General features: G+C 48.4%; 22 protein-coding genes, 1 tRNA gene and 1 riboswitch. Of the genes, 15 read left to right on the forward strand and 8 right to left on the reverse strand.

Annotation, left to right across the window (positions count from 1 at the left end):
* Positions 1 to 135: 135 nt before the first annotated feature.
* From ACFPXP_RS05615 to ACFPXP_RS05625, 3 genes are all read right to left on the reverse strand, one after another.
* A complete protein-coding gene (locus ACFPXP_RS05615) occupies positions 136 to 612 on the reverse strand; it encodes an Hsp20/alpha crystallin family protein (protein ID WP_379893204.1) in 477 nt (158 codons plus the stop codon).
* A 258-nt stretch (positions 613 to 870) separates the two neighbouring features.
* Positions 871 to 1,113, reverse strand: a complete 243-nt coding sequence (locus ACFPXP_RS05620) for a spore germination protein (protein ID WP_379893205.1) — start codon at positions 1,111 to 1,113, stop codon at positions 871 to 873.
* Between the two features lie 22 nt (positions 1,114 to 1,135).
* Positions 1,136 to 1,378 (reverse strand): spore germination protein, encoded by a 243-nt coding sequence (locus ACFPXP_RS05625; protein WP_379893206.1) that lies wholly within the window; start codon positions 1,376 to 1,378, stop codon positions 1,136 to 1,138.
* A gap of 581 nt (positions 1,379 to 1,959) precedes the next feature.
* Here ACFPXP_RS05625 and gltB point away from each other — a divergent pair.
* A complete protein-coding gene (gltB, locus tag ACFPXP_RS05630; protein WP_379893208.1) occupies positions 1,960 to 6,546 on the forward strand; it encodes a glutamate synthase large subunit in 4,587 nt (1,528 codons plus the stop codon).
* Between the two features lie 20 nt (positions 6,547 to 6,566).
* The gene (locus ACFPXP_RS05635; protein ID WP_379893209.1) at positions 6,567 to 8,051 is read left to right on the forward strand and encodes a glutamate synthase subunit beta; all 1,485 of its coding nucleotides are present in this window, start codon (positions 6,567 to 6,569) and stop codon (positions 8,049 to 8,051) included.
* Positions 8,052 to 8,113: 62 nt separating this feature from the next.
* On the opposite strand, the gene ACFPXP_RS05640 is transcribed toward ACFPXP_RS05635, so the two are convergent.
* Positions 8,114 to 8,947, reverse strand: a complete 834-nt coding sequence (locus ACFPXP_RS05640) for a protein-glutamine gamma-glutamyltransferase (RefSeq protein WP_379893210.1) — start codon at positions 8,945 to 8,947, stop codon at positions 8,114 to 8,116.
* A gap of 36 nt (positions 8,948 to 8,983) precedes the next feature.
* Here ACFPXP_RS05640 and ACFPXP_RS05645 point away from each other — a divergent pair, with 36 nt between their 5' ends.
* A complete protein-coding gene (locus ACFPXP_RS05645; protein ID WP_379893211.1) occupies positions 8,984 to 9,166 on the forward strand; it encodes a hypothetical protein in 183 nt (60 codons plus the stop codon).
* Entirely contained in the window at positions 9,154 to 9,552 is a 399-nt protein-coding gene (locus ACFPXP_RS05650; RefSeq protein ID WP_379893212.1) for a hypothetical protein, read from the forward strand. The genes ACFPXP_RS05645 and ACFPXP_RS05650 overlap by 13 nt, the downstream gene beginning before the upstream one ends.
* Positions 9,553 to 9,613: 61 nt before the next feature.
* Here ACFPXP_RS05650 and ACFPXP_RS05655 read toward each other — a convergent pair whose 3' ends face one another.
* Positions 9,614 to 10,303 carry an urease accessory protein UreF gene (locus ACFPXP_RS05655; protein WP_379893213.1) on the reverse strand — a complete coding sequence of 230 codons (690 nt, stop codon included), beginning with the start codon at positions 10,301 to 10,303 and terminating at the stop codon, positions 9,614 to 9,616.
* A 303-nt stretch (positions 10,304 to 10,606) separates the two neighbouring features.
* Here ACFPXP_RS05655 and pxpB point away from each other — a divergent pair, with 303 nt between their 5' ends.
* From pxpB to ACFPXP_RS05680, 5 genes are all read left to right on the forward strand, one after another.
* Positions 10,607 to 11,329: a 5-oxoprolinase subunit PxpB gene (gene pxpB, locus ACFPXP_RS05660; RefSeq protein WP_379893214.1), complete on the forward strand. Its 723-nt coding sequence runs from the start codon at positions 10,607 to 10,609 to the stop codon at positions 11,327 to 11,329.
* 1 nt (position 11,330) lies between these two features.
* Positions 11,331 to 12,329, forward strand: coding sequence for a 5-oxoprolinase subunit C family protein (locus ACFPXP_RS05665; protein WP_379893215.1), 999 nt, complete (start codon positions 11,331 to 11,333; stop codon positions 12,327 to 12,329).
* The gene (locus ACFPXP_RS05670) at positions 12,329 to 13,102 is read left to right on the forward strand and encodes a LamB/YcsF family protein (RefSeq protein ID WP_379893280.1); all 774 of its coding nucleotides are present in this window, start codon (positions 12,329 to 12,331) and stop codon (positions 13,100 to 13,102) included. Before ACFPXP_RS05665 ends, ACFPXP_RS05670 begins: the two co-directional genes overlap by 1 nt.
* Positions 13,103 to 13,151: 49 nt before the next feature.
* Complete coding sequence (locus tag ACFPXP_RS05675; protein WP_379893216.1) at positions 13,152 to 13,535, forward strand: hypothetical protein; 384 nt, start codon at positions 13,152 to 13,154, stop codon at positions 13,533 to 13,535.
* Between the two features lie 214 nt (positions 13,536 to 13,749).
* The gene (locus ACFPXP_RS05680; RefSeq protein WP_379893217.1) at positions 13,750 to 15,852 is read left to right on the forward strand and encodes a HelD family protein; all 2,103 of its coding nucleotides are present in this window, start codon (positions 13,750 to 13,752) and stop codon (positions 15,850 to 15,852) included.
* 130 nt (positions 15,853 to 15,982) lie between these two features.
* On the opposite strand, the gene metE is transcribed toward ACFPXP_RS05680, so the two are convergent.
* A complete protein-coding gene (metE, locus tag ACFPXP_RS05685; protein ID WP_379893218.1) occupies positions 15,983 to 18,274 on the reverse strand; it encodes a 5-methyltetrahydropteroyltriglutamate--homocysteine S-methyltransferase in 2,292 nt (763 codons plus the stop codon).
* A gap of 146 nt (positions 18,275 to 18,420) precedes the next feature.
* A riboswitch (cobalamin riboswitch) is annotated at positions 18,421 to 18,663 on the reverse strand.
* Between the two features lie 200 nt (positions 18,664 to 18,863).
* Between metE and ACFPXP_RS05690 the strand changes: the two genes are divergently transcribed.
* From ACFPXP_RS05690 to ACFPXP_RS05700, 3 genes are read left to right on the forward strand one after another with little or no spacing between them, the layout of a single operon-like run.
* Entirely contained in the window at positions 18,864 to 19,106 is a 243-nt protein-coding gene (locus ACFPXP_RS05690; protein ID WP_379893219.1) for a hypothetical protein, read from the forward strand.
* Positions 19,107 to 19,126: 20 nt separating this feature from the next.
* The gene (locus tag ACFPXP_RS05695; protein WP_379893220.1) at positions 19,127 to 19,525 is read left to right on the forward strand and encodes a DUF2203 domain-containing protein; all 399 of its coding nucleotides are present in this window, start codon (positions 19,127 to 19,129) and stop codon (positions 19,523 to 19,525) included.
* A gap of 19 nt (positions 19,526 to 19,544) precedes the next feature.
* Positions 19,545 to 20,114: a DNA-3-methyladenine glycosylase I gene (locus ACFPXP_RS05700; RefSeq protein ID WP_379893221.1), complete on the forward strand. Its 570-nt coding sequence runs from the start codon at positions 19,545 to 19,547 to the stop codon at positions 20,112 to 20,114.
* A 54-nt stretch (positions 20,115 to 20,168) separates the two neighbouring features.
* Here the strand turns inward: ACFPXP_RS05700 and ACFPXP_RS05705 are convergent, their stop codons facing one another.
* Positions 20,169 to 21,089, reverse strand: a complete 921-nt coding sequence (locus ACFPXP_RS05705; protein ID WP_379893222.1) for an aldo/keto reductase — start codon at positions 21,087 to 21,089, stop codon at positions 20,169 to 20,171.
* A 108-nt stretch (positions 21,090 to 21,197) separates the two neighbouring features.
* Between ACFPXP_RS05705 and ACFPXP_RS05710 the strand changes: the two genes are divergently transcribed.
* Positions 21,198 to 21,271, forward strand: a tRNA-Gly gene (locus ACFPXP_RS05710).
* 266 nt (positions 21,272 to 21,537) lie between these two features.
* Here ACFPXP_RS05710 and ACFPXP_RS05715 read toward each other — a convergent pair.
* On the reverse strand, positions 21,538 to 22,491 hold the full coding sequence (locus ACFPXP_RS05715; protein ID WP_379893223.1) for a hypothetical protein: 954 nt from the start codon (positions 22,489 to 22,491) through the stop codon (positions 21,538 to 21,540).
* 287 nt (positions 22,492 to 22,778) lie between these two features.
* Here ACFPXP_RS05715 and ACFPXP_RS05720 point away from each other — a divergent pair, with 287 nt between their 5' ends.
* Both ACFPXP_RS05720 and ACFPXP_RS05725 read left to right on the forward strand, forming a co-directional pair.
* Entirely contained in the window at positions 22,779 to 23,690 is a 912-nt protein-coding gene (locus ACFPXP_RS05720; protein ID WP_379893224.1) for an ABC transporter ATP-binding protein, read from the forward strand.
* 1 nt (position 23,691) lies between these two features.
* The gene (locus tag ACFPXP_RS05725) at positions 23,692 to 24,435 is read left to right on the forward strand and encodes an ABC transporter permease (protein WP_379893225.1); all 744 of its coding nucleotides are present in this window, start codon (positions 23,692 to 23,694) and stop codon (positions 24,433 to 24,435) included.
* Positions 24,436 to 24,443 lie beyond the last annotated feature (8 nt).

The following is a 24,443-nucleotide window of genomic DNA, read 5'->3' on the forward strand; positions in this document are numbered from 1 at the left end:
TCGCCCTTGTTAAACAATCCTCAAACCATTGGCGTGTTTGTCAAGAGCGATTGCGGCGCATCTCCTTCCAGTAAATAGGAGAGAAGCTAACCCTTTAGGTAGTTTTCATAAATCTTTTGACACTACCGGAACAGCTTAGTCAATTGGAATGACAGCCGATTCCTGCTTAGCCCTCGGGTACTGGATCTCTAATAACCCATTATGATACCGGGCGGTAAATGTGTGCGCATTTGCGGGCTCAGGCAGCCGTATACTTCGTTCGAACGAGCCGTACTTTCTTTCTTCATGAATTTTGGTCATATTTCGAACATTAGAAGGCAGCGTCCCTTTAATGATCAACATATCGCCTTTTAAATAGATTTCCAGATCCTCTTTGTTTAGTCCCGGGACTTCAACGATGATGTAGATGTGGCTTTCGTTTTGATACAGATCAATCGGCGGAAAAACCTTGCTCTCACTGGTTTGTTCCGTTGAAGCTTTATTCTCAAATGGGAAAGAGGAATCGTCCATAAACGCTTTACCGTATTCTCCGTTAAAAACACTGTTCCAGAAATCGCCGCCCTGTACTTTCTGAGCAAACTCCATCCATTGTTTTAGTTTATCCATATCCATAAGGGGCCCCCCTTCCCGAAGAAACTCATTTTTCGTACAGGACTAATCAGATCCAATCCATTATGTTTATTTCGCATATGGATAAAACATACCCTCATGCGCTGCTTTGATGAGAGATCTTTATTACATAAATATTTATATCTCGTGGATTCATTCCTTATAAATGACCGTGCTGACATGAACAGTCACGGTCAGTGGAGGCAGAAGGGCGGCCAGCAAAGGGCCGCTTTTTTGCCGTATTTCACTGAAAAGGCGCAATTAAAACTGCAGGGGAGCTGGTGCAGAAGGGTTGGCGATTTGGTCTTGGTCACTGACATCGGTGTCAAGATTATTGTTCAGCATCAATGAATTCACCGCAGTAATGTCACCCCATGCCATATTGTTTCCGACGATTTTCGTATTAGCGGTATGCGAGTTTTGCACGCTCGCGCCGACGTCGATATTTCCATTCTGTGTAACTCCATTCGTTTTCATTTGCGTGATATTAATGATAAAAGGCATCTTGTGCAGACCCTCCATTTCATCAGGATTGTTTCGCGTTAACAGGAGCAGGGTTCGCAATTTCACCCATATCATTGAAATCGGGATCCACGAAAGTATTGTTCATCAGGGAACGAGGAGGGGAACTATCACCATAGGAAGAGTTGGAACCTTGAGCCTTCGTATTCGAGGTATGGGAGGTGTGGACTGCTTCCCCTATGTTAACAGAACCGTTATTGGAGATGCTGTTAATCTTGAGGTTATAAATGTTGATTACATGCGGCATATCATTCTCCTCCTCATGCAACGGATAGTCTACTATATGTAGGGATTCGCCTAGTCGTTCATAGGAGTTTTCGTTTTATCAAACAAGGAATTGTATAATTTGGAACATGCGGAAGAGAACTCGACTAGGGTATAATAGAATACGAACATTTATAAATTAATATATGTTTATCATTCGTATTTTTTGGATCATTGTGGTAACGATGAGCAGGCAGCTGTAAGGGTGTAAGAACGCAGCGGGCTAAAATGCAGTACGGATGGTTATCTGTATAAGATGATGAAGGATCGTATTTTTAAACTTAATTAATGTATTTTTATACGAACTCACGCTGTTTTTCGGTGCAAATATAATAACCCTTGATGAGTCGATAAACAAATGCTTTCACTTGGTATATCCACATGATTTGAAGTTAAGAACCTGATGGCCAATCGATTCCACGTACATCAAAGTGCAAATTATCAACAGTATAATGCATTCAAATGAAGGATCGCAGAATGCTACAATTTTTGAATAATAGGACATTAATCTCTAACGGGTCAGGTGCCATCTGCAACAAATTAATCATGAAAGGTGAATACAGGATGAATCATACGGGTTTACCTCCAAAGCAGGGCTTATACGATCCGCAGTTTGAACGCGATGCTTGCGGAATCGGTTTTGTTGCGAATTTAAAGGGGACAACGTCGCATGAAATTATTAAACAGGCGTTGACGATTCTTTGTAATATTGATCACCGCGGCGGCCAAGGTGCGGAAAGTAATACGGGCGACGGCGCAGGGATTTTAATGCAAATTCCACATACGTTTTTCAAAAGTGAACTGTCCAAGGAAGGCTTTACGCTGCCGCAGCAGGGCGATTATGGTGTCGGTATGCTGTTCCTGCCGCAGGACGATGCGCTTCGCAGTCAAAGTGAAGCAGCGATTGAGGCGGCGATCCGCGAAGCGGGGCAAAAGCTGATTGCCTGGAGAACACTCGATACGGACAACTCCACATTGGGCAAATCCGCGGTCAGCAGTCAGCCTTACGTGCGTCAAGTGTTTATTGAGCGCAGCGGCGTTCAGCAAGGGATTGATTTCGAACGGAAGCTGTACGTGATTCGAAAGATCGCGGAGAACAAGGCTCGTGAGCTGGCTGTGGACGGAAAGGATGCTTTCTATTTTGCCAGCATGTCCAGCCGTACGATTGTATACAAAGGGATGCTTACGCCGGAGCAGGTGGACACGTTCTATAAAGAACTGCAAAATCCGGAGATGGAAACGGCCATGGCGCTCGTTCACTCCCGTTTCAGTACGAATACGTTCCCAAGCTGGGAAAGAGCGCATCCTTACCGCTACATGATTCACAATGGGGAAATCAACACACTCCGCGGAAACGTGAACTGGATCAAAGCGCGTCAAGCGATGTGCGACACTGATGTATTCGGTGACGACTTCTCTAAAGTGCTTCCGATTGTCGACGAGAACGGCAGTGACTCACAAATTTTCGACAATACGCTGGAGTTTCTGATGCTTTCCGGACGTTCTTTGCCGCATGCCGCGATGATGATGATTCCTGAGCCGTGGCAGAAGCACGAGAACATGGATCCGGAAAGAAAAGCGTTCTACGAATACCACAGCTCTTTAATGGAGCCATGGGATGGACCGGCTGCGGTCTGCTTTACAGACGGATCGGTCATCGGCGCTTATCTGGACCGAAACGGACTTCGTCCTGCACGATACTATGTGACGAATGACGATATGGTGATTCTCTCGTCCGAAGTAGGCGTTCTAGAAGTACCTGCAGAACGCATTGTGAAGAAAGACCGTCTTCGTCCTGGTAAAATGCTGATGGTCGATACGGTCCAAGGTCGAATCATTAGTGATGAAGAGCTGAAAGGACAGATTGTAAGCGAACAGCCTTACAGCCAATGGTTGAAGGAGAATCTTCGTACGATTGACGAACTTCCGGAGGCGGGAGCGGAGCCAGCTCAGACAGAGGACCTGCTTCGTGCGCAAATGGCATTCGGTTATACCTTCGAGCATTTAACGAAGATTCTGCAGCCGATGGGATTGACGGCGATGGAGCCTACCGCTTCCATGGGGATTGACGTGCCGCCTGCTGTACTATCGGAGCGTCCACAGATGCTCTACAACTATTTCAAGCAGCTGTTCGCGCAGGTCACGAACCCGCCGATTGATGCGATTCGCGAAGAAATTATCACATCAACTTATACGAATATCGGACCGGAAAGAAACTTGATTCAGCCGGAAGCACTAAGCTGTAAGCAAATCAAGCTGGATACGCCCATTTTGAGTGGCAAGCAGCTCGCTAAGATTCGCGCTTACGGAGAGCAGGATGCTTACTTCAAATCGGCCGCGCTGTCTTTACTGTTCAAAGCTTCCGAGGGAAGCAAGGGCTTAGAGGACGCGCTGGATCGCATCTTTGCTGAGGCAGACCAAGCGATCGCGGACGGAGCAAGCTTGATTATCTTGTCTGATCGCGGCTTGAATAAAGAGTACGCGGCGATTCCTGCACTGCTGGCTACATCCGGACTGCATCACCACCTCATTCGAGAAGGTTCGCGAATGAAAGTCAGCATTCTGGTGGAGTCTGGCGAACCGAGAGAGGTTCATCATTTCGCTGTGCTTCTAGGATACGGAGCCAATGCGATCTACCCTTATCTTGCTTACGAGACGCTGCAGGACATGATCGGGCAGGGCATATTGAACAACGATTATGCTGAGGCGGAGAAAAATTATATCAAAGCGGCAACTAAAGGGATTGTTAAAATTTTATCCAAGATGGGAATTTCCACGATCCAAAGCTATCGCGGCGCGCAAATCTTCGAAGCGCTGGGGATTGCTCAGGACGTAATCGATAAATACTTTACTTGGACGCCGTCTCGTATTGGCGGAATTAATTTAGAAGCGATTGCCGAGGAACTGTTGACGAAGCATCGTCATGCATTCGCAGACCAGAAATACGATTCACTTGACGCCGGCGGAGAGCACATTTGGAGAAAAGAAGGCGAGAAGCATCTATTCACGCCGGAAACGATCCACTCTCTCCAGCAGTCTACGAAAACGAATAACTATGAGCTGTATAAGAAGTTCGCCAGCTTGGTGAATGAGCAGACGAAGCAGCAAATTACACTGCGCAGCATGCTCGAATTCAAATCCGGGCTCACACCAGTTCCTATTGAAGAGGTAGAGCCGGTAGAATCGATCGTGAAACGTTTTAAAACCGGCGCCATATCCTTCGGTGCGATCAGTAAAGAGACCCATGAGAGCATGGCTATTGCGATGAACCGCATTGGCGGTAAAAGCAATACGGGTGAGGGCGGCGAAGATCCGGAGCGCTTTACCCCGGATGAGAACGGCGACTTGCGCCGCAGTGCGATCAAGCAGGTTGCATCTGGACGCTTCGGTGTTACAGCGCAGTACTTGGTCAATGCGGATGAAATTCAAATTAAAATGGCTCAAGGCGCAAAGCCTGGTGAGGGCGGTCAGCTTCCTAGCAAGAAGGTTTATCCGTGGATTGCGGAAGTTCGGGGAACAACGGCCGGAGTTGGACTTATCTCGCCTCCGCCGCACCATGATATTTACTCCATTGAGGACTTAGCTGAGCTCATTCACGATTTGAAGAACGTTAATCCGACGGCACGCATTAACGTCAAGCTGGTGTCGGAAGTCGGCGTCGGGACGATTGCCGCAGGGGTTGCAAAAGGACGTGCAGATGTCATTCTGATCAGCGGCTATGACGGCGGTACCGGTGCTTCACCAAGAACCAGTCTGCAGCATGCTGGGCTGCCTTGGGAGCTTGGACTTGCGGAGACGCATCAGACGCTGCTGCTTAATAACCTTCGTGATCGCGTGAAGCTGGAGACAGACGGCAAGCTGCTGACAGGACGCGATGTGGTCATCGCTGCACTGCTCGGGGCTGAAGAATACGGATTCTCTACTTCACCAATGGTCGTGCTGGGCTGTGTGATGATGAGGGTTTGCCACTTGGATACGTGTCCGGTCGGTGTAGCGACCCAAAATCCAGAGCTGCGCAAAAACTTTACAGGCGATCCGGATCACCTCGTCAATTATATGCTGTTCATTGCCCGTCACGTTCGCGAAATTATGGCGGAATTGGGCTTCAGAACCATCGATGAAATGATCGGACGGACCGATGTACTGGAAGTGAAGAAAGCACGCGAGCATTTCAAGACGAAAGGTCTTGATCTAAGTCCTCTTCTGCACCAACCGGAGGTGCCGGAGGAAGTAGGCAGATACCACCGTATCATGCAGGATCATAAGCTGGACCAGTCACTTGATATGCAGAAGCTGCTTGATATTTGTAAGCCTGCGATTGACAACCAGGAGCATGTACACGCGATTTTGCCGATCCATAATACGAACCGCGTCGTCGGTACGATTGTCGGCGGTGAAATTACGAAGAAGTACGGTGCAGAGGGCTTGCCTCACGATACGATTCGACTTCACTTTAATGGATCTGCCGGTCAAAGCTTCGGTGCTTTCATTCCGAAAGGAATGACGCTTTCACTCGAAGGGGATGCCAATGACTATGTGGGGAAAGGATTGTCCGGAGGTAAGATCATTGTATTCCCGCCGTCACAGTCCACTTTCGTCCCAGAAGAAAATGTCATTCTCGGAAACGTGGCACTTTACGGTGCTACGAGCGGGGAAGCTTATTTCCGCGGCATTGCCGGTGAACGATTCGCGGTCAGAAACAGCGGCGTGAAGGCGGTTGTTGAGGGTGTGGGAGACCACGCATGCGAGTATATGACGGGAGGACGAGTCGTCATTCTCGGATCAACGGGCCGCAACTTTGCTGCAGGTATGTCCGGCGGTATCGCCTATGTGTATGATCAAGACGGTACATTTAAGAGCAAGGTGAATACCGAAATGGTGCTGCTCGAGCAGCTAGATGAAGAATACGAAGTGAACGAAGTCAAACAATTGATTCGCAACCATGTGAAGTTTACCGGCAGTGATGTAGGTCAACGTATTTTGAATGGTTGGGATGAGAATCAGTATAAATTTGTGAAAGTCATTCCGAGCGATTATAAGAGAATGTTTGAATCGATCGAAAGAGGAAAGAAGAATGGGCTGAGCAATGATGAAGCGATCATGGCAGCCTTCGTGGAAAATACAGCATCCCGTGTGGGCGGGAATCAATAAGCAGGATAGGAGGAACGAGGATGTCAACACCAACTGGATTTATGGAATACCGGCGAGAGCTTCCTGCGGACCGAGACCCGGCAGAACGGATTAAGGATTGGCAAGAGTTCCACCTTCACTTCAACGAAGAAAAGCTGCAGATTCAAGGTGCTCGCTGTATGGATTGCGGTATTCCTTTCTGCCATACGGGCGTTACCTTGAACGGGACGACATCAGGCTGTCCGGTGAACAATTTGATCCCGGAGTGGAATAACCTAGTCTATCGCGGTAAATGGAAGGAAGCGTTGGACCGCTTGCATATGACGAACAATTTTCCTGAATTTACGGGACGGGTTTGCCCCGCACCTTGCGAAGGCTCATGTACCGTAGGATTGCATGGAGATCCGGTTACAATCAAATCGATTGAACAGGCGATTATTGATAAAGGATTCGAAGAGGGCTGGGTTGTACCTAACCCGCCTCAATTCCGTACAGGCAAAAAGATTGCCGTGATCGGTTCTGGTCCGGCAGGACTTGCTTGCGCTGCACAATTGAACAAAGCGGGACATCTGGTGACGGTGTTCGAGAAATCGGATCGTCCCGGCGGTCTGTTGATGTACGGTATTCCGAATATGAAGCTGGATAAGAAAGTCGTAGAACGCCGCATTAACTTGTTGAAGGAAGAAGGCGTTGAATTTGTAACCAACTGTGAGGTCGGAAAGGATTACCCTGTCGATCAAATGAAAGCAGAATTCGATGCGATTGTACTATGCGGCGGTGCGCTTAAGGGCCGTGACGTGGAAGTGGAAGGCCGTAATTTAAAAGGCGTTCACTTCGCGATGGAATACCTGCATTTGAATCAAAAAAGCTTGCTGGATTCTAATCTGCAGGATGGAAAATTCATCAATGCCGAAGGCAAGGATGTTATCGTGATCGGCGGGGGAGACACAGGTACCGACTGTGTTGCGACGGCGCTGCGTCACAAATGCAACAGCGTGACCCAGTTCGTTATTTATCCTGAGGCGCTGCCGACACGTTCCAGCAGCAATCCTTGGCCGGAATTCCCGAACGTCTACAAACTAGACTACGGGCAGGAAGAAGCGCGAGCAATCTACGGAACGGACCCTAGAGCTTACAAAATCATGACGACAAAATTTGTAGGCGATGAGCATGGCAACGTGAAAGAAGTTCATACGGTAGAAGTTATGCGCACAAAGGATGAGCACGGTAATCGTCACAATCAAATTATCGAAGGTACAGAAAAAGTATGGAAAGCCGATCTTGTATTTCTTGCTTTGGGCTTTACGGGTCCAGAAGGAGATGTAATCGATCAGCTAGGCGTCGAAAGAGATCGTTGGACAGGTGCGAAGGCGAAATACGGCGAATACAAAACCAATGTTGAAGGCGTATTTGCAGCTGGAGATATGCGCAGAGGCGCGAGCCTTGTCGTGTGGGCGATTAATGAAGGTCGAGAAGCCGCCCGAGAGGTTGATAAATATTTAATGGGGCATTCCGAATTGCCTTAATACGAAGCGGCTGATATGGAAGCGGGAGAGAATCATTCATTCTCCCGCTTTTTCTCATGCCGTTATAAAATGGAGAGGCTTTGACCTACCTTGGCGGTAATATACTTTTCTATGAATGGCTGCAGTCTGGTGCTTTGATCCGGATGGGGCTTATAAAACTGAGATAAATATCTGTAACCAGGCCGTGTCGCTTGATCAAGCAAATAGGCGCTCTGTGTTGCGCCTGGATAGCGCAGCCGATTCAACATCTCAATCATTTCATCCAATCCGCGTATGCCGATGCCATGGCCATAATACATGTCAAATCCGAGATCTACAATGTTTTCTCCTTGCCATTCCGGCTTGCTGGGATCATGGTCGGGATTTTTAATATAATGAACGTCGCCTGGAAGGTAGAGCATATACTTGCGAGTCGTCAACCTTAAATCCTTATCATGCTGCCAATCTCGAAGGTACAGTCCAGCGAATAAGGTATCAAAAACGTTGTCTCCCAAAACAGTCTGGCAAGCCCGATAAAAAACGATCACGATCGCGGTGGCGCATTCGAAGCCATAGCTGTGTCCATTCATAAAAATATCAGCGATGGCAGCCGAAGGGGAAGCGCCGGGATTCAATTGAAATCCTCCGTTGGGCGTCCGTGTCCAGTAGACGGGATTGCAGCGGGAGTCAGCGAATACAGTGAAAGCAGCCCCGCTGCGATTTAGTTCATGGCTGGCTGAGACAATGGCATTTCTTAACAGAAGCTCGAATACAAGTTCGTCCATGTGGTTATAAATGACTATTTCCTGACTGTGCGTCATGCGCTCCAATATGTGAGCCTCGACCGGTGACAATGGTTTCAGAGCAGCTACATCAGCAGTTTGGATTGGCCGATCCGCCCCAAAAATTCTAATCATGCATAAACCTCCTTCAGTCCATAGGCGTTGATACTGATGACAGCATATTCATGGGCTGGCTGGAGAGTGCTTTGTATTATGGCGGATGAAGCTGCGAGAGAGGCGAAATGGGATGATATCTATAAAAAATGGTTCTATTTGTCTTTAAAAATACATATTCGTTACGAAAGCTATAGTGTACATGCGGTTTCGGAGGCGAGCCAAAGATGGAGCGGATGAAAGCCATATTCGGATTCAGGCATAAAGCGAAAAAGGGCGTATTCCGATCGCCCAAATATAGACTGAAGTATACGATGCTGTGGTTGTGGCTGTTGTTTGGTTTCGTTATTGCTGTATGGGTGTATCGTTTGAATGGCGGAGCATGGACAGGAGGAGGGATGATCGTTCATGATGTGGCTTTGGAAGACGGGCCAAGAACGCTGAAAATACAGACTGAAACGAGCGGTGACGAAACGGCCGTTAGTTTCGATATTCCTTACTTAGGATATTTCCTAGCGATGAGCCGTTCCAATGCAGGGTTTATGGTATTCGTAGTGCTGCCTCTAGTTATTATTTTTTGGTGCTTAGTCGTCCGATTGATTCGCCTCCTTCGAGTCAAGGATTGAAAGGCATGTTATTGAACCCATGCCTCTCATGATCCATAGCATTTCAGCAATCACTTGAGGGTCAAGATAAGAGTCGAGTGTATGCTTGGTGATTCATCGTCTCAGCAGCATAACGCTGCACCTGTGCAGAGCTGAATAATTGCTCAGGTTTCCGAGTCTCTGCTTTTTCCATCGTTTCCAATATGGATGGCATGAGCTTGCTCATGATTTTATTTTCTTCAGCAAGCATGACGGGTATTTGTCTTAGGGCACTGTTCACCATCATGTGAGCTAATGTATACAAGTAGCTTCTCATGGCTTGATTAGAGGAAATGCCAAGACGGTGAGCGGTAAAAGCATGAACGGCGGGAAGTGTGCCAGCGGAATACATGCGGGTGAACTGCTCCATTTCTTTTAAATCCATCCAAGGATAAATGGTTTTGGCGAGCTTTATATACTTTTTCCCCATTTGGTGTTCAGGCTCGTCAGAATGAAAAGACATTCGTTGTAAGTAAATCCATTCTCCATATCGGTAAAACCTCTTCATATCCGAGTCATTTAACGCTTCAAGCATCCCCTTTACGACAAGCCCTTCCGTGAAAAACAAGGAGGAACGAATCCAAGCATCGATGCTGCGAATCAGTTCATCCTCCTCCGAAATGCGCCTTCCTTTTATAAATTCGTTCAAACCGAAGGTGAATGAGAAAGTCCCTGCGGGAAGAGCTGAATCCAGCAGCTGAACGTAATACAAAAATTTGCTTTCCTTTTTCAAAGTATACACCTCATTTTCAATTCATATTTTATGTCACATATTTTAACATAAATATACTGATAAAAGAATGGTATATACGAAAAATTGTTTATTTTCAATGAAATAGCGAATTTTATGTTATATAAACTAACATATAGTTAACTGATAATTTGTTTTGTAGCGAATATGTGAGATCACCATGAATACGTGCTTTTCTGTACTCGGCTTTGTCCGTTGGGTATAATTTTCAGAAGAAGGCAGCAAAAGGAACGAAAATGGTGAAGTGCATTCTGTCTAATGAACGTCAAGATGGGAGAGAACCTGATGAAAAGCTTGAGTATTGAGCTGTTCCCGCTGGCGGAGAATGCTGCAGTCATCTATTTCAATTCGCAGCAGCAAGTGAATCTATTGCCGATGATGCAGCAGTTTCAAGCCAGGATCGAGCGCGAACCGTTCTATGGGTACGAGGAAATGACGACAGCCTATATGTCCGCTGCGTTATATTATGACCCGATGAAGGTATGGGATATTTCCAGAGGAGAGCTCCCATCTACATGGGTGATGAAATGGATCGATGAACGGTTTCGTTCGATGCACTTTCATGAAGGCGGTTCATCTAGTCGATTGATCGAGATTCCTGTATGCTATGGCGGAACATGGGGACCGGATTTGGAGGAAGCAGCGAATGGGCTCAGAATAGGCAGGCAGGAGCTCATTGAACGTCATTGCGGACCGACTTATACGGTGCAGATGATCGGCTTTGCGCCGGGGTTCCCATATTTGCAGGGGTTGGATCCGAGTCTGGCTGTTCCTCGTAAATCTGTGCCCCGTAAGACCGTTGCGGCAGGCAGTGTTGGCATCGGAGGCGGGCAGACTGGCATTTACCCGCTGGAACTGCCGGGCGGTTGGAATGTGATCGGTCGGACGCCATTGCGATTGTTCATGCCGGAGATGAATCCCCCTGTTTTGATTCAGGCCGGAGACCAAATTCGCTTCGTACCTATCGATGAAGCGCAATATTGGAAGCTGAAGCAGGGAGGCGAATGAATTGCAGATTGATGTAATGAAAGCCGGATTGTTCACAACCGTTCAAGATCGAGGCAGAGTCGGATGGATGAAATATGGCGTGCCTCGCGGTGGTGCCATGGACGATTGGTCTTATCGGATTGCAAACGAATTGGTCGGCAACGATCCTGCCGCGCCTGCACTCGAGGTCATCTCGCTGGGACCGCAGCTGCGGTTCAATTACGGCTGCTGGATTAGCCTGTGCGGCGGTGACATATCGGCATCTGCCGACGGAGTGCCGATTCCTTCTTGGCGACCGGTATGGATTCCAGAAGGCAGCGTACTAACGATGGGCGCCTTTCGTGAGGGCGCGATTGCATATTTGGCGATAAGAGGCGGAATAAAGTCGGAACCGTATATGGGAAGCAGCAGCACATACGTCCGGGGGAAGCTCCCGGGCTTGCTGGGTAGAAGCTTACAGGCAGGCGATCAGCTCGAAACGGGGGATTGGGCGATCGAATCCGTACCTGGGGCAGCGGTAAATCATGCTCTAGGCTGCAAGCTTTATTATCCACGATGGAGTGTGTCCCCACTTTCTATTTCTAAGCCTCAACAGGTGAGAGCCGTTCCCGGAAGAGAGTACGCCCACTTTGGAGAAGAAAGCGGGGAACGTTTTGCTCATTCGGTTTATCAGGTGACTTCTCGTTCAGACAGGATGGGCTATCGGTTAGAGGGATATACGTTATCTGTTATGCAGCCGCTGGAGATGCGCTCCGAGAGCGTTCTAAAGGGCACTGTGCAGGTCCCGCCGGATGGAAGACCGATTGTACTCATGTCCGATAGCCAGACGACGGGGGGATATCCGAGAATCGCTCAAGTCATCTCGGCAGACCTGCATTTGCTGTCGCAAGTTCCTCCCGGAGGAGAAGTGCGGTTTACTTTCATCACGCACGAGGAGGCGGAATATGCCTTATATAAGCGGGAGCAGGAGCTTCGGATGCTTAAGCGATTCATTCGCATGAAAGGGGAGCGGGACGGGTGATGAAGATTGATATCAATTGTGATATGGGAGAGAGCTTTGGTGTATATCGGCTAGGTGAGGATGAACAGATCGTGCAATGGATCAGCTCGGCAAATATCGCTTGCGGGTTTCACGCAGGAGATCCAAGCGTGATGAGAGCTGCGGTGGAGCTGTGCCTGCGGCACGATGTGGCCGTTGGAGCACACCCGGGACTGCCGGACAGGATGGGATTCGGGCGCAGAGAAATAAAAGTGTCGCCGGAGGAAGTATATGATCTAATGGTTTATCAGATCGGCGCCTTAACCGGCTTCGTACGGGCGATGGGAGGCCGGCTTCATCATGTTAAGCCGCACGGTGCGCTCTACAATATGGCTGCCAGAGACCGCGGCTTGGCCGATGCTATCGTCTGTTCCGTCATCGATTGTGATGACAGTTTGATTCTTTATGGGTTAGCTGGAAGCGAGCTGATTCGGGCTAGCGAGGAACGTGGGCTATCCTATGCAGAAGAAGTATTTGCCGATCGTACATATCAGAAGGATGGCAGTTTGACACCGCGCAGTCATCCGCAGGCGGTCATTGTGAGCGAGGTGGATGCGATCAAGCAGAGCTTGCACATGGCATCTGAGGGGGCGGTACAAGCCTTAACTGGAGAGAGGATTTTGCTGCGTGCAGATACGATTTGTGTACATGGCGATGGAGAACATGCGCTGAGCTTTGCGAAGAAGCTTCATCAAGCGCTGGTTCAAGCGGATATCGAGGTGAAAGCCGTTGGAGGAGATTCGGACAAAGAATAATCGAATTGAAGTCGGGCATGGAACCTGTGAAGTGTGAGTTTACGGCACATTGCTGCGCGGTGAAATCAATCATCATGTTGTGGAGCCCTATGTGAAAAGGCGGATGCCCGGTTCAGTCAAAGGGTGGCTATATGATGTTGGACCATATCGTGCGTTCGTTCCAAGCTTGGATGGGAAGCTTATCTATGGCGAATGTCCTTCATTGTTGCTGGGTCAGCGGGAGGAGCTTCGATTCGGCGAGAAAGCAGGAGGGCGGCTGGCAAAAGCCTTGTTCGTCTTGCTTGTAGGCAAGCTTCGCAGGTATCGTCCGATCACCGCACAGAACGCGGCAGCATCGATGGTGGCCTCTGCACAACGAAAGAAGCAGGGGGTTCACGTATATGAATCGGACGAGATGACAAGGATGGGACAAGGCAGTAGGCTTCATCGCTAAGCTGCATCAAGAAGGAATGAAAATGATAAAACAAAACAAAACAAAGCCTCGCTTCACAGCGAGGTCATTTTTATATCAATATGTAAAATATTGTTAAATTTAAAATAGGTAATCCTTAATCTACATCATACCAAAATGAAAAATTGCAGTCTACTATTTTTGTGAAGATTATGCCAAAATATTGAAGCGGTCACATGAGAAGGAGGAGAAGTTGATGCTGGATGCGGCGTTCTCGGATGAGCAGGAACGTTTAGAGCAGACGAGAAAGGAAATTGACAAGCAGCTTAGTTCGATAGGCCCGAGATATTTTGGCGATGATTATACGGAACAAGTGTTGGATGCCATCAGAGAAGAGCAGCGGATGCGGTTAACGGCATTATCGGCAGAACCTTATTTTGGAAGGATTGACTTTCAGGAGCCTGATCAGGATCAGCCGAAGCGGCTGTACATCGGAAAGCATGGACTGGAGGACACGGAAACCGGTGATCCTCGCATTATCGATTGGAGAGCGCCGGTAGCCAGCTTGTTTTACTCGTTTACCGGCGGGGATCAGCCGGTCATCTATGATTCCCCGGATGGAGAGATCGAGGGTACGATACATCTAAAACGAAATTTGGCAGTACGTCAGGGTGAACTGCTGCGAGTGGTGGACAGCTACGTCCGCGGCGGAGAGAATCTGGATGTTCGGGATGAGTTTCTGCTCTATAAGTTGGGGGAGAAGAAGGACAATCGGCTGCGGGATATTGTATCTACGATCCAAGCTGAACAGGATCGAATCATTCGTGCGCCCCGCAACAAAGCACTCATTATTCAAGGGGTGGCGGGGAGCGGGAAAACGACGGTAGCACTGCATCGGCTAGCCTATTTGATTTACCAATACCAAGAGCAGGTGCGAGCCGAACGTATGGTAATTTTTGCACCGAACACGATGTTTTTGGATTATATTTCGGATGTGCTTCCTGAACTGGGTGTAGGCGGGATTCAGCAGACGACGTTTACTGCATGGGCACTTGAACAGATCCAAGATGAGATTCACCTGACGAAGGAAGAGACGCAGCTCAGCCATTGGTTCAAGCCGGATCGGATCAGGCCGATCAGCAATCAGGTGCCCGGGCGTTTCAAAGGCTCGCTTCGTTACAAGAGGTGGCTGGACAGCTGTTTAAAAGTGTACGAGAAAAATAGCACGCCTATGGAGAATTTGGAGATTTGGGACGGAAAGGTGCTCGCTGCTTCGGAAATTCGCCGCTGGTATGACGAGGAATATCGTCATTATCCTTTGGCGAAAAGGAGGGAGCGGGTTATTGCCCGGATCAAACGATGGATGGAGATGGAATTGAGTTCACAGACACTCACCAATCCGAAGGAAAAAAGGAAGCTGGCGAGGCAGCGCTTCAGCTCCTATGTGAAAAAGTGGCCTGAACCGACACCGCTAAGCGTTTACGGGTGGTGCTATGGTTATGGCATGGGGAAGGTGCGTATCAGTGAATCGGAACCGATGTATCAGAAGCTGCCGGAAAAGCTCGTCAGCTGGACGAGAAAAAGATTGGAACGCGGAAAGGCCGATGCGGAGGATTTGACGGCACTTGCATATATCAGCCTTAAACTGTATGGAAGAAAGGGCAACATGCTGGATCATATCGTGATCGATGAGGCGCAGGATGTTTCTCCTTTCCAGATTGCACTGCTGAAGCAGTTCATGAGGGAGCCGTCGTTTACGATTCTTGGGGATGTGGCGCAGGGTATCCATGAATATAAGGGAATTCGGGGTTGGGGTGAATTCACAGAGCTGTTCGAACCGGAGCAGCTTTCATTTCACCAGCTGCTGCAGAGCTATCGTTCCACAACCGAAATTATTGAGTTTGCCAATCGGGTGTTAAAGCATGCCGGGGATGAGATGCCTGCGGCTGTTCCTGTATTTCGCAGCGGAGAACCGGTTCGTGTGACCGAATATGCAGCCCATCCAGAAAGGCTGGAGCAGATCATAGAGTTTCTCGAAGCATGCAGGGCATTTGATTCGATTGCTGTCATGGGAAGGACGTTGGAGGAGTGCAGAGAAATTCACGCAGAACTTACAGCAGGCGGCTGGGAACCGGTACTGATCGACGGAAATGAAACGAAATATCGAGGCGGTTTGTCAGTGCTGCCAGTTTATTTGTCTAAAGGCTTGGAGTTCGATGCGGCCTTGCTGCTGGACGTAGACGAAGCGCATTACCCTGCTACGACTCAAAACGCCAAGCTGCTTTATGTAGGATGTACGAGAGCGCTGCACAAGCTGCACCTCTTGTACGCCGGCACGCCTTCAACGCTTCTGCAGTAATCGAATGAATCCCGAAAAAATACAGCCATTTCCGTGAAAGGAAAGGCTGTATTTTTTGTGATGCTATTTTCTTCTTATGCTGGTGATAGATTCAATCTTCGCCATTGGATATGGTCGATTGCTTAAGTCATTACACCTTTACAGATAATTGCTTTCTTGCTTCTTTCGCCGCCTGCACCATGTTCGAGAGAGCGGCGGCGGTTTCTTCTTTGTTCCGTGTTTTCAACCCGCAATCTGGATTGACCCAGAATCGGTCTGGGGGCAGCACCTTTAAAGATTCCTCAATGATGTTCAGCATTTCCTGAACTTCAGGCACTCTCGGGCTGTGAATGTCATATACGCCAAGCCCAATGCCTTTTTCATACGGCTGCTCCTGGAAGGCATGGATCAGTTCCCCGTGGCTTCGAGACGTCTCAATGGAGATGACATCGGCGTCGAGTGCTTTAATGACATCGATGATTTGGTGGAATTCTGCATAACACATATGGGTATGAATCTGGGTTTCATCCTTCACATGGGAAGTGCACAGCTTGAACGCTTTGACCGCCCACTCGAAATAATCGTCCCATTCACTTCGCTTGAGCGGCGTCAATTCTCGAATGGCCGGTTCATCCACTTGAATAATATGAATTCCGCTCTGCTCCAGCAAAGAAACTTCCTCTCTAAGAGCGAGTGCAATTTGATAGGCGACGTCTCGTTCTGGAATGTCGTTGCGGACGAACGACCAAGCAAGTATCGTGACGGGACCGGTCAACATTCCTTTGATCGGCTTGTGTGTCAGCGACCTTGCGAATAGCGTTTCCTGCAGGGTCATCGCAGCGTCGTGCGAGACATCTCCATAAATGATAGGCGGTTTAGTGCACCTTGACCCGTAAGATTGCACCCATCCGTTCTGGGTAAAGGTAAATCCGGAAAGCCGCTCTCCGAAAAACTCAACCATGTCGTTACGTTCAAATTCGCCATGGACAAGGACGTCCAGTCCAAGGTTCTCCTGAATGTCGACCCATTCCCGTATCTGCTCCTGAATGAACGTTTGATACTGCGCCTCAGTCCATTGTCCATTCTTCCATTGCCGTCTCGCTTTCCGAACCTCCGCGGTTTGAGGAAAGCTGCCGATCGTCGTCGTTGGCAGAGGAGGAAGCTGCAGTTTTTTTAACTGCTTTTGGTAGCGCTCTTCGAAGGTGGTGGTTCGAGCCGTACTCAACTGATCAATGGCTTCCATCTGGTTGACTACTTCAGCGACGCGCCTGGAAGGGGATTGATTTAATCGAAGAAGTGCCGCGCGACTTGCGAAAGCAGCTTCCTCTGCGCTGGCATTTCCTGTATAGGCGCGTGACAGTACTACGACTTCCGCCAGTTTCTCATCGGCAAAGGCTAAAGCTTGCTGAATGATTGGATCCGGCAGTTGTTCGTATTTTACAGTGACAGGGACATGCAACAGACTGCAAGAAGGCTGTATGATCCAGCGATCTGGAGTGATGTATCCGGAGATTTCACGCAGCAGCTCTAGATCCGCCGCAAGATCGCTGCGCCATATGTTGCGCCCATCGATGATGCCGATCGCGAGCTTTTTGTCTTGTGGAAACAGTCTGGAGCGGAGCACCGCCATGTTTCCTTGACGGCCATGGACGAAATCAAGGCCGAATGCTTGAACGGGAAGCTCAAATACTTGTTCCGGCATATGAACCGAGTCGAAATACGTTTGCAGAATCAAATTCAAACCAGGCGCGGCTTCCGCCATTCGCTCATACGCGGCTTTGACCCAAACCAGCTCTTCTCGTTCCATCTCCAGAACTAAGGCCGGTTCATCCAGCTGTACCCATACAACGCCTGCCTGCTCCAGCTGCTTCAGCACTTCTCCATACAGCTCGGCAAAGGTCATGAGAAGAGACTGCAGCTCGGAAGAGGCGTAGCCTTTGGCGCATTTAAGAAACGTATACGGGCCAACCATGACCGGCTTACCTTCCAGACTAAGCTCCTCTTTCGCTTCCAAATAAGCTTCAAGTGGTCGATTGTGCGTGAGTTTAGGCTCTCTCTGCCCGATTTCAGGAACAATATAGTGATAATTCGTATTAAACCATTTGGTCATTTCACAAGCTGCGGCTTCCTTCGTTCCTCTGGCCATAGCGAAATAGGTGGCAAGATCTACTTTCCCTCCCGCATAGGGAAAACGTCCTGGCACAAGACCGAACATCGCGCTGAGATCAAGCATATGATCATAAGCGGTGAAATCACCTACAGGAACCAAGTCGATGCCGGCATCCCTTTGTTTTCTATAATAGGATAGCCGCATCTCTTTTAACTGCTTGTACAGCTCCTCCTCCGCTATTTGTCCTTTCCAGAAAGCCTCCAGCGCCTTTTTCCACTCTCGGTTTTCGCCGATGCGCGGATATCCTAGATTACTGGTTTGAATGGTTGTCATGGTTTCGTACCTCCTTCAAAATGGTTGTCAATCGAATCATCTGCACATAAAAAACGGCTTCTTCCCGAAAAAAAGAATAGGGAAAAAGCCGCTTCATGATCGTATTGAAACGCTGCTTTCACACCTCCCTATCTCCCGTAGGTTCACAGTGTATTTAGAAACAGGCAGGTCTCCTGACTCCAGAATCCTCATATCCGTCCGCCTTCCCAGTCCGGGGACCAGTGGCTGTTTCATTCTGACTGCGCTGAAAACCTTAATGCGTTCAACGCTGGACGGATACTCCTCTGTTACAGTGGCGGGACCGTGCCGGATTTTCACCGGACTTCCCTTTTCATCTTGAGTTCCCCTTCATACAGTGGGAATCAAGAACCTGCTTCCATATATGGTATTGAGTTGTACCGTATCATCATACGATATTTTGAAAAAGAATGTAAACTACAATTTACAAAAAGAGGACGTGATTTCATAGAATCCCCCTCTTTCATTGATCCAGATCAAATCATAAATTCATAGATTAGCCGAAGCACTTCGCTTTTGGAATGGGTGCACAAGGTGTTGTATACTAGAGCTATTCATGAGCAGGAGGGTTATGATGATTGTCATATTATTTAGATTGTTAGTGGTTATCGCGTTCATCTTGCTGGCGATTGGCATTTATAACGTGATGAAAGGTTATAAGCATATTGTGAAAACAGCGAAGCAGGGAGTTGAACGCTGTCCTGCCTGCGACCAGATCATCTCAGTGCCCCAGTCCGTTACGAATTGTCCGAAATGCAATGTGAAGCTCGGTCGGGGAGCGAATGGAAGTCTATTAATTCGAATTAATGATTAAGATGATGGTGGTGATACTTCGTGGATAAATATTTCACTTTAGAAGAAGCAGGCAAGCTGCTGCCTATACTGGAACAGGAATTAGACAAGCTTCAAGCACTCAAGAACCGGTTTGATGAACTGTACGCCTTTTTGAAAGAAATGCGGTATGAAGGGGCAGAGGAGCGGGCGCTGTTTCAAGTGGAGAGCGAATTGGAATTTTTACAGATTGAAGCAAAGCTGCATATTCAAAATATATTTAAGCAAGGCGTCCAATTAAAGAGCATTGAACTGGGTCTGCTGGATTTTCCTTCGAGGCTGGAAGGGGAGGAAGTGCTGCTTTGCTGGAAGCAGGGAGAGGACGGGATTACTCATTATCACGGAGTGAACGAGGGATTTATGGGTCGAAAAGTCATTCAAGACGAGGATCGATTTTATTGATGAGATGGAGGATGTCCGGATGGAAAAACAAAGGTGCGGATGGGTCAACCAAGAGTCGCTCTACATAGCGTATCACGATCAAGAGTGGGGCGTTCCGGTGCACGATGATCAGAAGCTGTTTGAAATGCTGATTCTCGAAGGGGCCCAGGCGGGATTAAGCTGGTGGACGATTTTGCAGAAGAGGGAGCATTATCGGCGTGTATTTGATGGGTTTCAGCCGGAGCGGGTAGCGGCGTATGACGAAGCGAAGCTTGAGGCTTTGTTGGAGGATCCGGGGATCGTGAGAAATCGATTGAAAATTGCAGCGGCTGTTCAAAACGCGAAGGCCTTCTTAGCTGTACAGCAGGAGTTTGGGAGTTTTGATGCATATATTTGGCAGTTCGTAGGCGGCGCTCCCCGTGTGAACGCTTGGAAGGAACTGAAGGATGTGCCGGTGACGACCGCGGAATCGGACGCGATGAGTAAGGATTTGAAGAAAAGAGGGTTTAAATTCGTCGGCTCGACGATTTGTTACTCGTTTATGCAGGCAGTAGGAATGGTGAATGATCATGTGTCAGATTGCTTTCGCCACAAGGAACTGATCGAATAAGGAAGGCGGGTCTCTTCACTTCGAAGGCCCGCCTTAAATATGTTGATGGCCTCTTTATTCCTTCCAAGCTTGCGGATGGCCGTCGCCAATATATTCAGCTGCTTTGGCATTCGCTTCAACTTGCTCTGGATTTTTGCATCCAGGAATGACACAAGTAACGGCATCATGTTTCAGACACCAGGTGAGTGCCCATGTAGCCATATTCATTCCCTGAGGAACTTCCTGTTCACGAATGTGCTGAACTTCTTCCAGTTTTCTTTTGACATCTTCCGCGTCTCTGCGTGAACGGACATCGTTGCCGGCAAAGGTTGCACCCGGCTTATATTTTCCGCTGAGGAAACCGCTGGCTAGGGGAACGCGAGCAAGTACGCCTAAATCCTGTTCAATACAGGATGGGAAAACTTCCTTCTCTGGTTGACGTTCAAGGCGGTTATAGACGACTTGAATGACATCCGCGCCGACTTTGCTTGCGGCAGACGTTTGATGGATGTTGTCATTCGCACCGATCGAGATGCCAAGGTATCTAACTTTTCCAGCCTGCTTGAGTTTATCCAGGGCAGTCCAAAGAGCATCATTGTCAAAATGTTCATTGGAGCCGGAATGGAACTGCAGCAGGTCTACATAGTCGGTCTGCAGTGCTTTCAGAGAAGCGTCCAATTGCTGAGCGACGCCATCGGGTGAATAATCGTTCGTCCGGTCGAACAAGCTGTTGAAGCGGTGGCCGAATTTCGTAGCGATCACCCAGTCGTCCCGCTTCTGGTTCTTCATATATTGTCCGATCAGTTGCTCCGATAGATGATCACCATAGCATTCAGCGGTATCGATTAGATTGATGCCCAGTTCCTTGGAGCGGTCTAAAATATCGGCTGCCTCTTGCGCAGTATATTCTTGACCCCATTCTCCGCCGAACTGCCATGTGCCTACGCCGATGACAGATACCTTGAGATTCGTGCGTCCTAATCTGCGATACTTCATTCTAAGTCACCCTCCTCAATATCATCTCCTGTCCAGTATAGAACCAACAAATGACAATTGCAATTTCCGAAAAAGGATGCTATACTACTTTTTGTCACTATTTCATATGCGGGTGTAGTTCAATGGTAGAACTCCAGCCTTCCAAGCTGGTAGCGTGGGTTCGATTCCCATCACCCGCTCCATACATAAAAAAGTAGAGCCGCAAGGCTCTTTTTTGTTGGGTGACGGGATGAGAAGCCACAAAGGGTTCGACCGTCCGTGAAGGCATCGAAGGGGAAGCGAAGTAGGACGCGCGTCAGCGTTAACCATAGTCGAGCCGTAAGGCTCCATTTCCAATAAAGGAACGCTGAGTATTCCCATCACCCGCTCCATACATAAAAAAAGAGCCGCCGGGCTCTTCTTTTAGAATATATTGTAATGGCGCCTACCGAGAATCATTCAACCATTATTACTCCAGCTCCGATTGTTCGATCCATGCTGTTCGTTTGGATTTCAATCCTTGAAGTGCGGATTCTGTGGAAGTATGCTCGGCTTGCAGTTTGAGAACGACGGTGCGAATTTGATCCAATGCTTCGAGGACTTGTTCTTGAGCATTCTTAATTCGTCCTTGAACGACCCAATCCGTAATCAGTCCATCAAACCAATAATCGGCCATTTTCAGCAGGCCATCGATTTCGACTTGAATGTGAAAGGAACGCTTTAAATCCTCTAATTCATCTTGGAAGGATTGAAGCAGGTGGTTGGCGTTATGGATATATTGCTTGGCGTCGTCGATGTGGTTATGCTTCAGATGTGTGCTGATCATTCCTCCACCGCCCCACATATCCCAATTCCCCCAATTCTCAGCCTTTTCCAAGCTGGCAGAAGCATCTTCAAGCGAGGCCATGACACGTTTGCCGGCAGACACCGCCTCGGCTAGCTCTTTGAGCATCACCGCATGATCTGCAATTTGCTCATCCATGTCTAACAAAAGATTGTTGGAGGCAGGGGCACTGCGCAGATATGCTTCCTTCTCGGCCAGCCATTCGCTGTATTCGTGCTCTGCATTCCGATAATTGAGCAGGTCGTCTCCGATGCTCTTCAAGTCATCGTTAAGATCCTCGAGCTCCTGTTTCGCTTCTTGAAGCTTGAGTGCAGCGGCCAAAGCCTGCTGGCGTTCCAGCTCCAGCTGTTCATCTTTACTGCGAAGGATCGTATGAAACAGGTTTGTCAGGGAAAGCCTCATCAGCTTCTCGACGTCGGCCTGTTCTGATTCGAGTTCCAGTTCCAAACGCATGACGACACGTTCCTGTTCCCTCAGTCTTTTCTGAAGACTTTCTCTGCGGGACTCCGCCCGGTGCAGCCGATGCATACGTTCCTTCGCATCCATCAAGCGGTGCTGCAGTTCTTCTAATGTCTTCACACTATTCTCCCCCCATGTTCGAAAACTGAAACACTGTCTTTAGTATTGTTTAACTACGAGAGAAGGAGTAGGACGGTTCCGTAATCACAAGATCCTCCCTCTGATTAAAATATTCCTTTTAATCCTAGTATATCCGATAATAGATAGCCTTGCTTGTAAAAAATGATGAGTGAACTGCATGTATTCGGAACATATGACATTTGTCATTAGAAAGTAATGACTCCTTAGACTTCAGTGACCGAGTCCTTCTGTTTTACGATAAAGCTATCAATTGCGGAGGTGAACGTATGAATGCAGTTACGGTTCGTCATGTAACCAAAACCTTCAAAGGTAAAAAAGCGGTGAACGACATTTCTTTTACGATAAAGGAAGGGTCTATCGTCTCGATCTTAGGACCGAACGGAGCTGGAAAGACGACGACGATGATGATGATGCTCGGCTTAATCCAGTGCACAGAAGGGATCATCCAAGTATTCGGCAAAGAACCGGGCCGTAAGGAAGTGCGTGAACGAATTGGCGCTATGCTGCAGGAGGTGAGCGTCCCGGACGGACTTACCGTCGGTGAAATCATTGACTTGTTTCGCAGCTATTATGTCAAGCCTTTGCCGAAGCAAGAACTGCTTAAGCTCGCTGGGCTTCAGGATGTAGTGAAGAAAAAAGCGGATAAGCTGTCCGGGGGGTTGAAGCGCAGGCTTAATTTTGCACTGGCGATCGTGGGAAATCCGGATCTTATTTTTCTAGACGAACCGACGGTCGGAATGGATATAGCAGCTCGGCGGCTGTTCTGGGACAGTATTCGCGCCATGGCGAAGCAGGGGAAGACCATCCTGTTCTCAACGCACTACTTGAAGGAAGCGGACGATATTTCAGATCGGATCATTCTGTTTCATCGAGGGACGATTGTTGCGGATGGAAGTCCTGAGGAAATGAAATCGATGCTTACAAGCCAAACTTTATCATTCATTCCGGAAGACTCGGCGCTTCTGGCGGAATTATCTCAATTAAACGGCATTATGGGATCCCGTGCAGAGGGGCAGCGGTTGTTTATCGAGACGAGGCAGGTAGAAGAAGTGCTGGCTTTCATATTTCAGAATGGATATAAAATAAAAGGACTGCGGATCGACCAAGGAAGTCTGGATGACGCATTTGAACAACTGACTGCGGATGATGCGGAAGAGTCCGAACAGGAGGCGGTGTAGCATGAACATGCTGTGGATGCAAAGTGTAATGGACGTAAGGCGTATACTGCGGAATAAGTATTATGTGATTTCTTCATTGACGATGCCGATTCTGTTTTACGTAATCTTCACGAGGCTGGTACAGGGCGGAAGTGAAGGGATGGATGCGGGGGAATGGCAGGCGCGTTATCTCATGTCCATGACGACTTTCAGCATCATGGGAACGGCGATTCTGCAGCTAGGCATTCGAAATGTAGAAGAACGTTCCAAGGGCTGGGCATTGTTTATGCGTATTACCCCATTGCCGGCGAGCATCTATTTTTTGTCCAAAATGATTGCACAATCGGTCATTCATCTGTTGTCGATCGTTGTTATTTTCATCGCAGGTATGCTCATCAATGATATACAGCTGTCTTGGGCGACTTGGCTGTTCAGCGGATGCTGGATATTTCTAGCTGCATTTCCGTTCTTGGCACTCGGCACGCTGCTGGGTACGATGAAACGGGTCGATACGGCGGCGGGTGTTGGCAATCTGTTTTATTTTGCGTTAGCTATCACGGGGGGCATGTGGATGCCGATCGAAATGTTCCCCGATATTATGCAGGCTATCGGCAAATGGCTTCCATCTTACAGCTTCGGATCAGGTGCTTGGGATTTAGTAAGCGGTGAAGCGCCGAAGTGGCGGGATGCGGCCATTCTGATCGGTTATATGGTCCTGTTTATGGTATTATCAAGCTATATTCGAAAAAAACAGGAAGCGGTGTAAGCGGTTTT

It is taken from the genome of Marinicrinis lubricantis (assembly GCF_042658665.1).
Lineage (GTDB): Bacteria > Bacillota > Bacilli > Paenibacillales > KCTC-33676 > Marinicrinis > Marinicrinis lubricantis.

Bases quoted from the DNA above. Each gene is read 5' to 3' on its own strand.
- ACFPXP_RS05620 (WP_379893205.1), bottom strand. From the start codon at position 1,113: ATGCCTTTTATCATTAATATCACGCAAATGAAAACGAATGGAGTTACA.
- ACFPXP_RS05635 (WP_379893209.1), top strand. From the start codon at position 6,567: ATGTCAACACCAACTGGATTTATGGAATACCGGCGAGAGCTTCCTGCG.
- ACFPXP_RS05720 (WP_379893224.1), top strand. From the start codon at position 22,779: ATGAATGCAGTTACGGTTCGTCATGTAACCAAAACCTTCAAAGGTAAA.
- gltB (WP_379893208.1), top strand. From the start codon at position 1,960: ATGAATCATACGGGTTTACCTCCAAAGCAGGGCTTATACGATCCGCAG.
- ACFPXP_RS05645 (WP_379893211.1), top strand. From the start codon at position 8,984: ATGACAGCATATTCATGGGCTGGCTGGAGAGTGCTTTGTATTATGGCG.
- ACFPXP_RS05640 (WP_379893210.1), bottom strand. From the start codon at position 8,947: ATGATTAGAATTTTTGGGGCGGATCGGCCAATCCAAACTGCTGATGTA.
- ACFPXP_RS05690 (WP_379893219.1), top strand. From the start codon at position 18,864: ATGATGATTGTCATATTATTTAGATTGTTAGTGGTTATCGCGTTCATC.
- ACFPXP_RS05705 (WP_379893222.1), bottom strand. From the start codon at position 21,089: ATGAAGTATCGCAGATTAGGACGCACGAATCTCAAGGTATCTGTCATC.
- pxpB (WP_379893214.1), top strand. From the start codon at position 10,607: ATGAAAAGCTTGAGTATTGAGCTGTTCCCGCTGGCGGAGAATGCTGCA.
- ACFPXP_RS05700 (WP_379893221.1), top strand. From the start codon at position 19,545: ATGGAAAAACAAAGGTGCGGATGGGTCAACCAAGAGTCGCTCTACATA.
- ACFPXP_RS05725 (WP_379893225.1), top strand. From the start codon at position 23,692: ATGAACATGCTGTGGATGCAAAGTGTAATGGACGTAAGGCGTATACTG.
- ACFPXP_RS05680 (WP_379893217.1), top strand. From the start codon at position 13,750: ATGCTGGATGCGGCGTTCTCGGATGAGCAGGAACGTTTAGAGCAGACG.
- ACFPXP_RS05670 (WP_379893280.1), top strand. From the start codon at position 12,329: ATGAAGATTGATATCAATTGTGATATGGGAGAGAGCTTTGGTGTATAT.
- ACFPXP_RS05615 (WP_379893204.1), bottom strand. From the start codon at position 612: ATGGATATGGATAAACTAAAACAATGGATGGAGTTTGCTCAGAAAGTA.
- ACFPXP_RS05625 (WP_379893206.1), bottom strand. From the start codon at position 1,378: ATGCCGCATGTAATCAACATTTATAACCTCAAGATTAACAGCATCTCC.
- ACFPXP_RS05650 (WP_379893212.1), top strand. From the start codon at position 9,154: ATGGAGCGGATGAAAGCCATATTCGGATTCAGGCATAAAGCGAAAAAG.
- metE (WP_379893218.1), bottom strand. From the start codon at position 18,274: ATGACAACCATTCAAACCAGTAATCTAGGATATCCGCGCATCGGCGAA.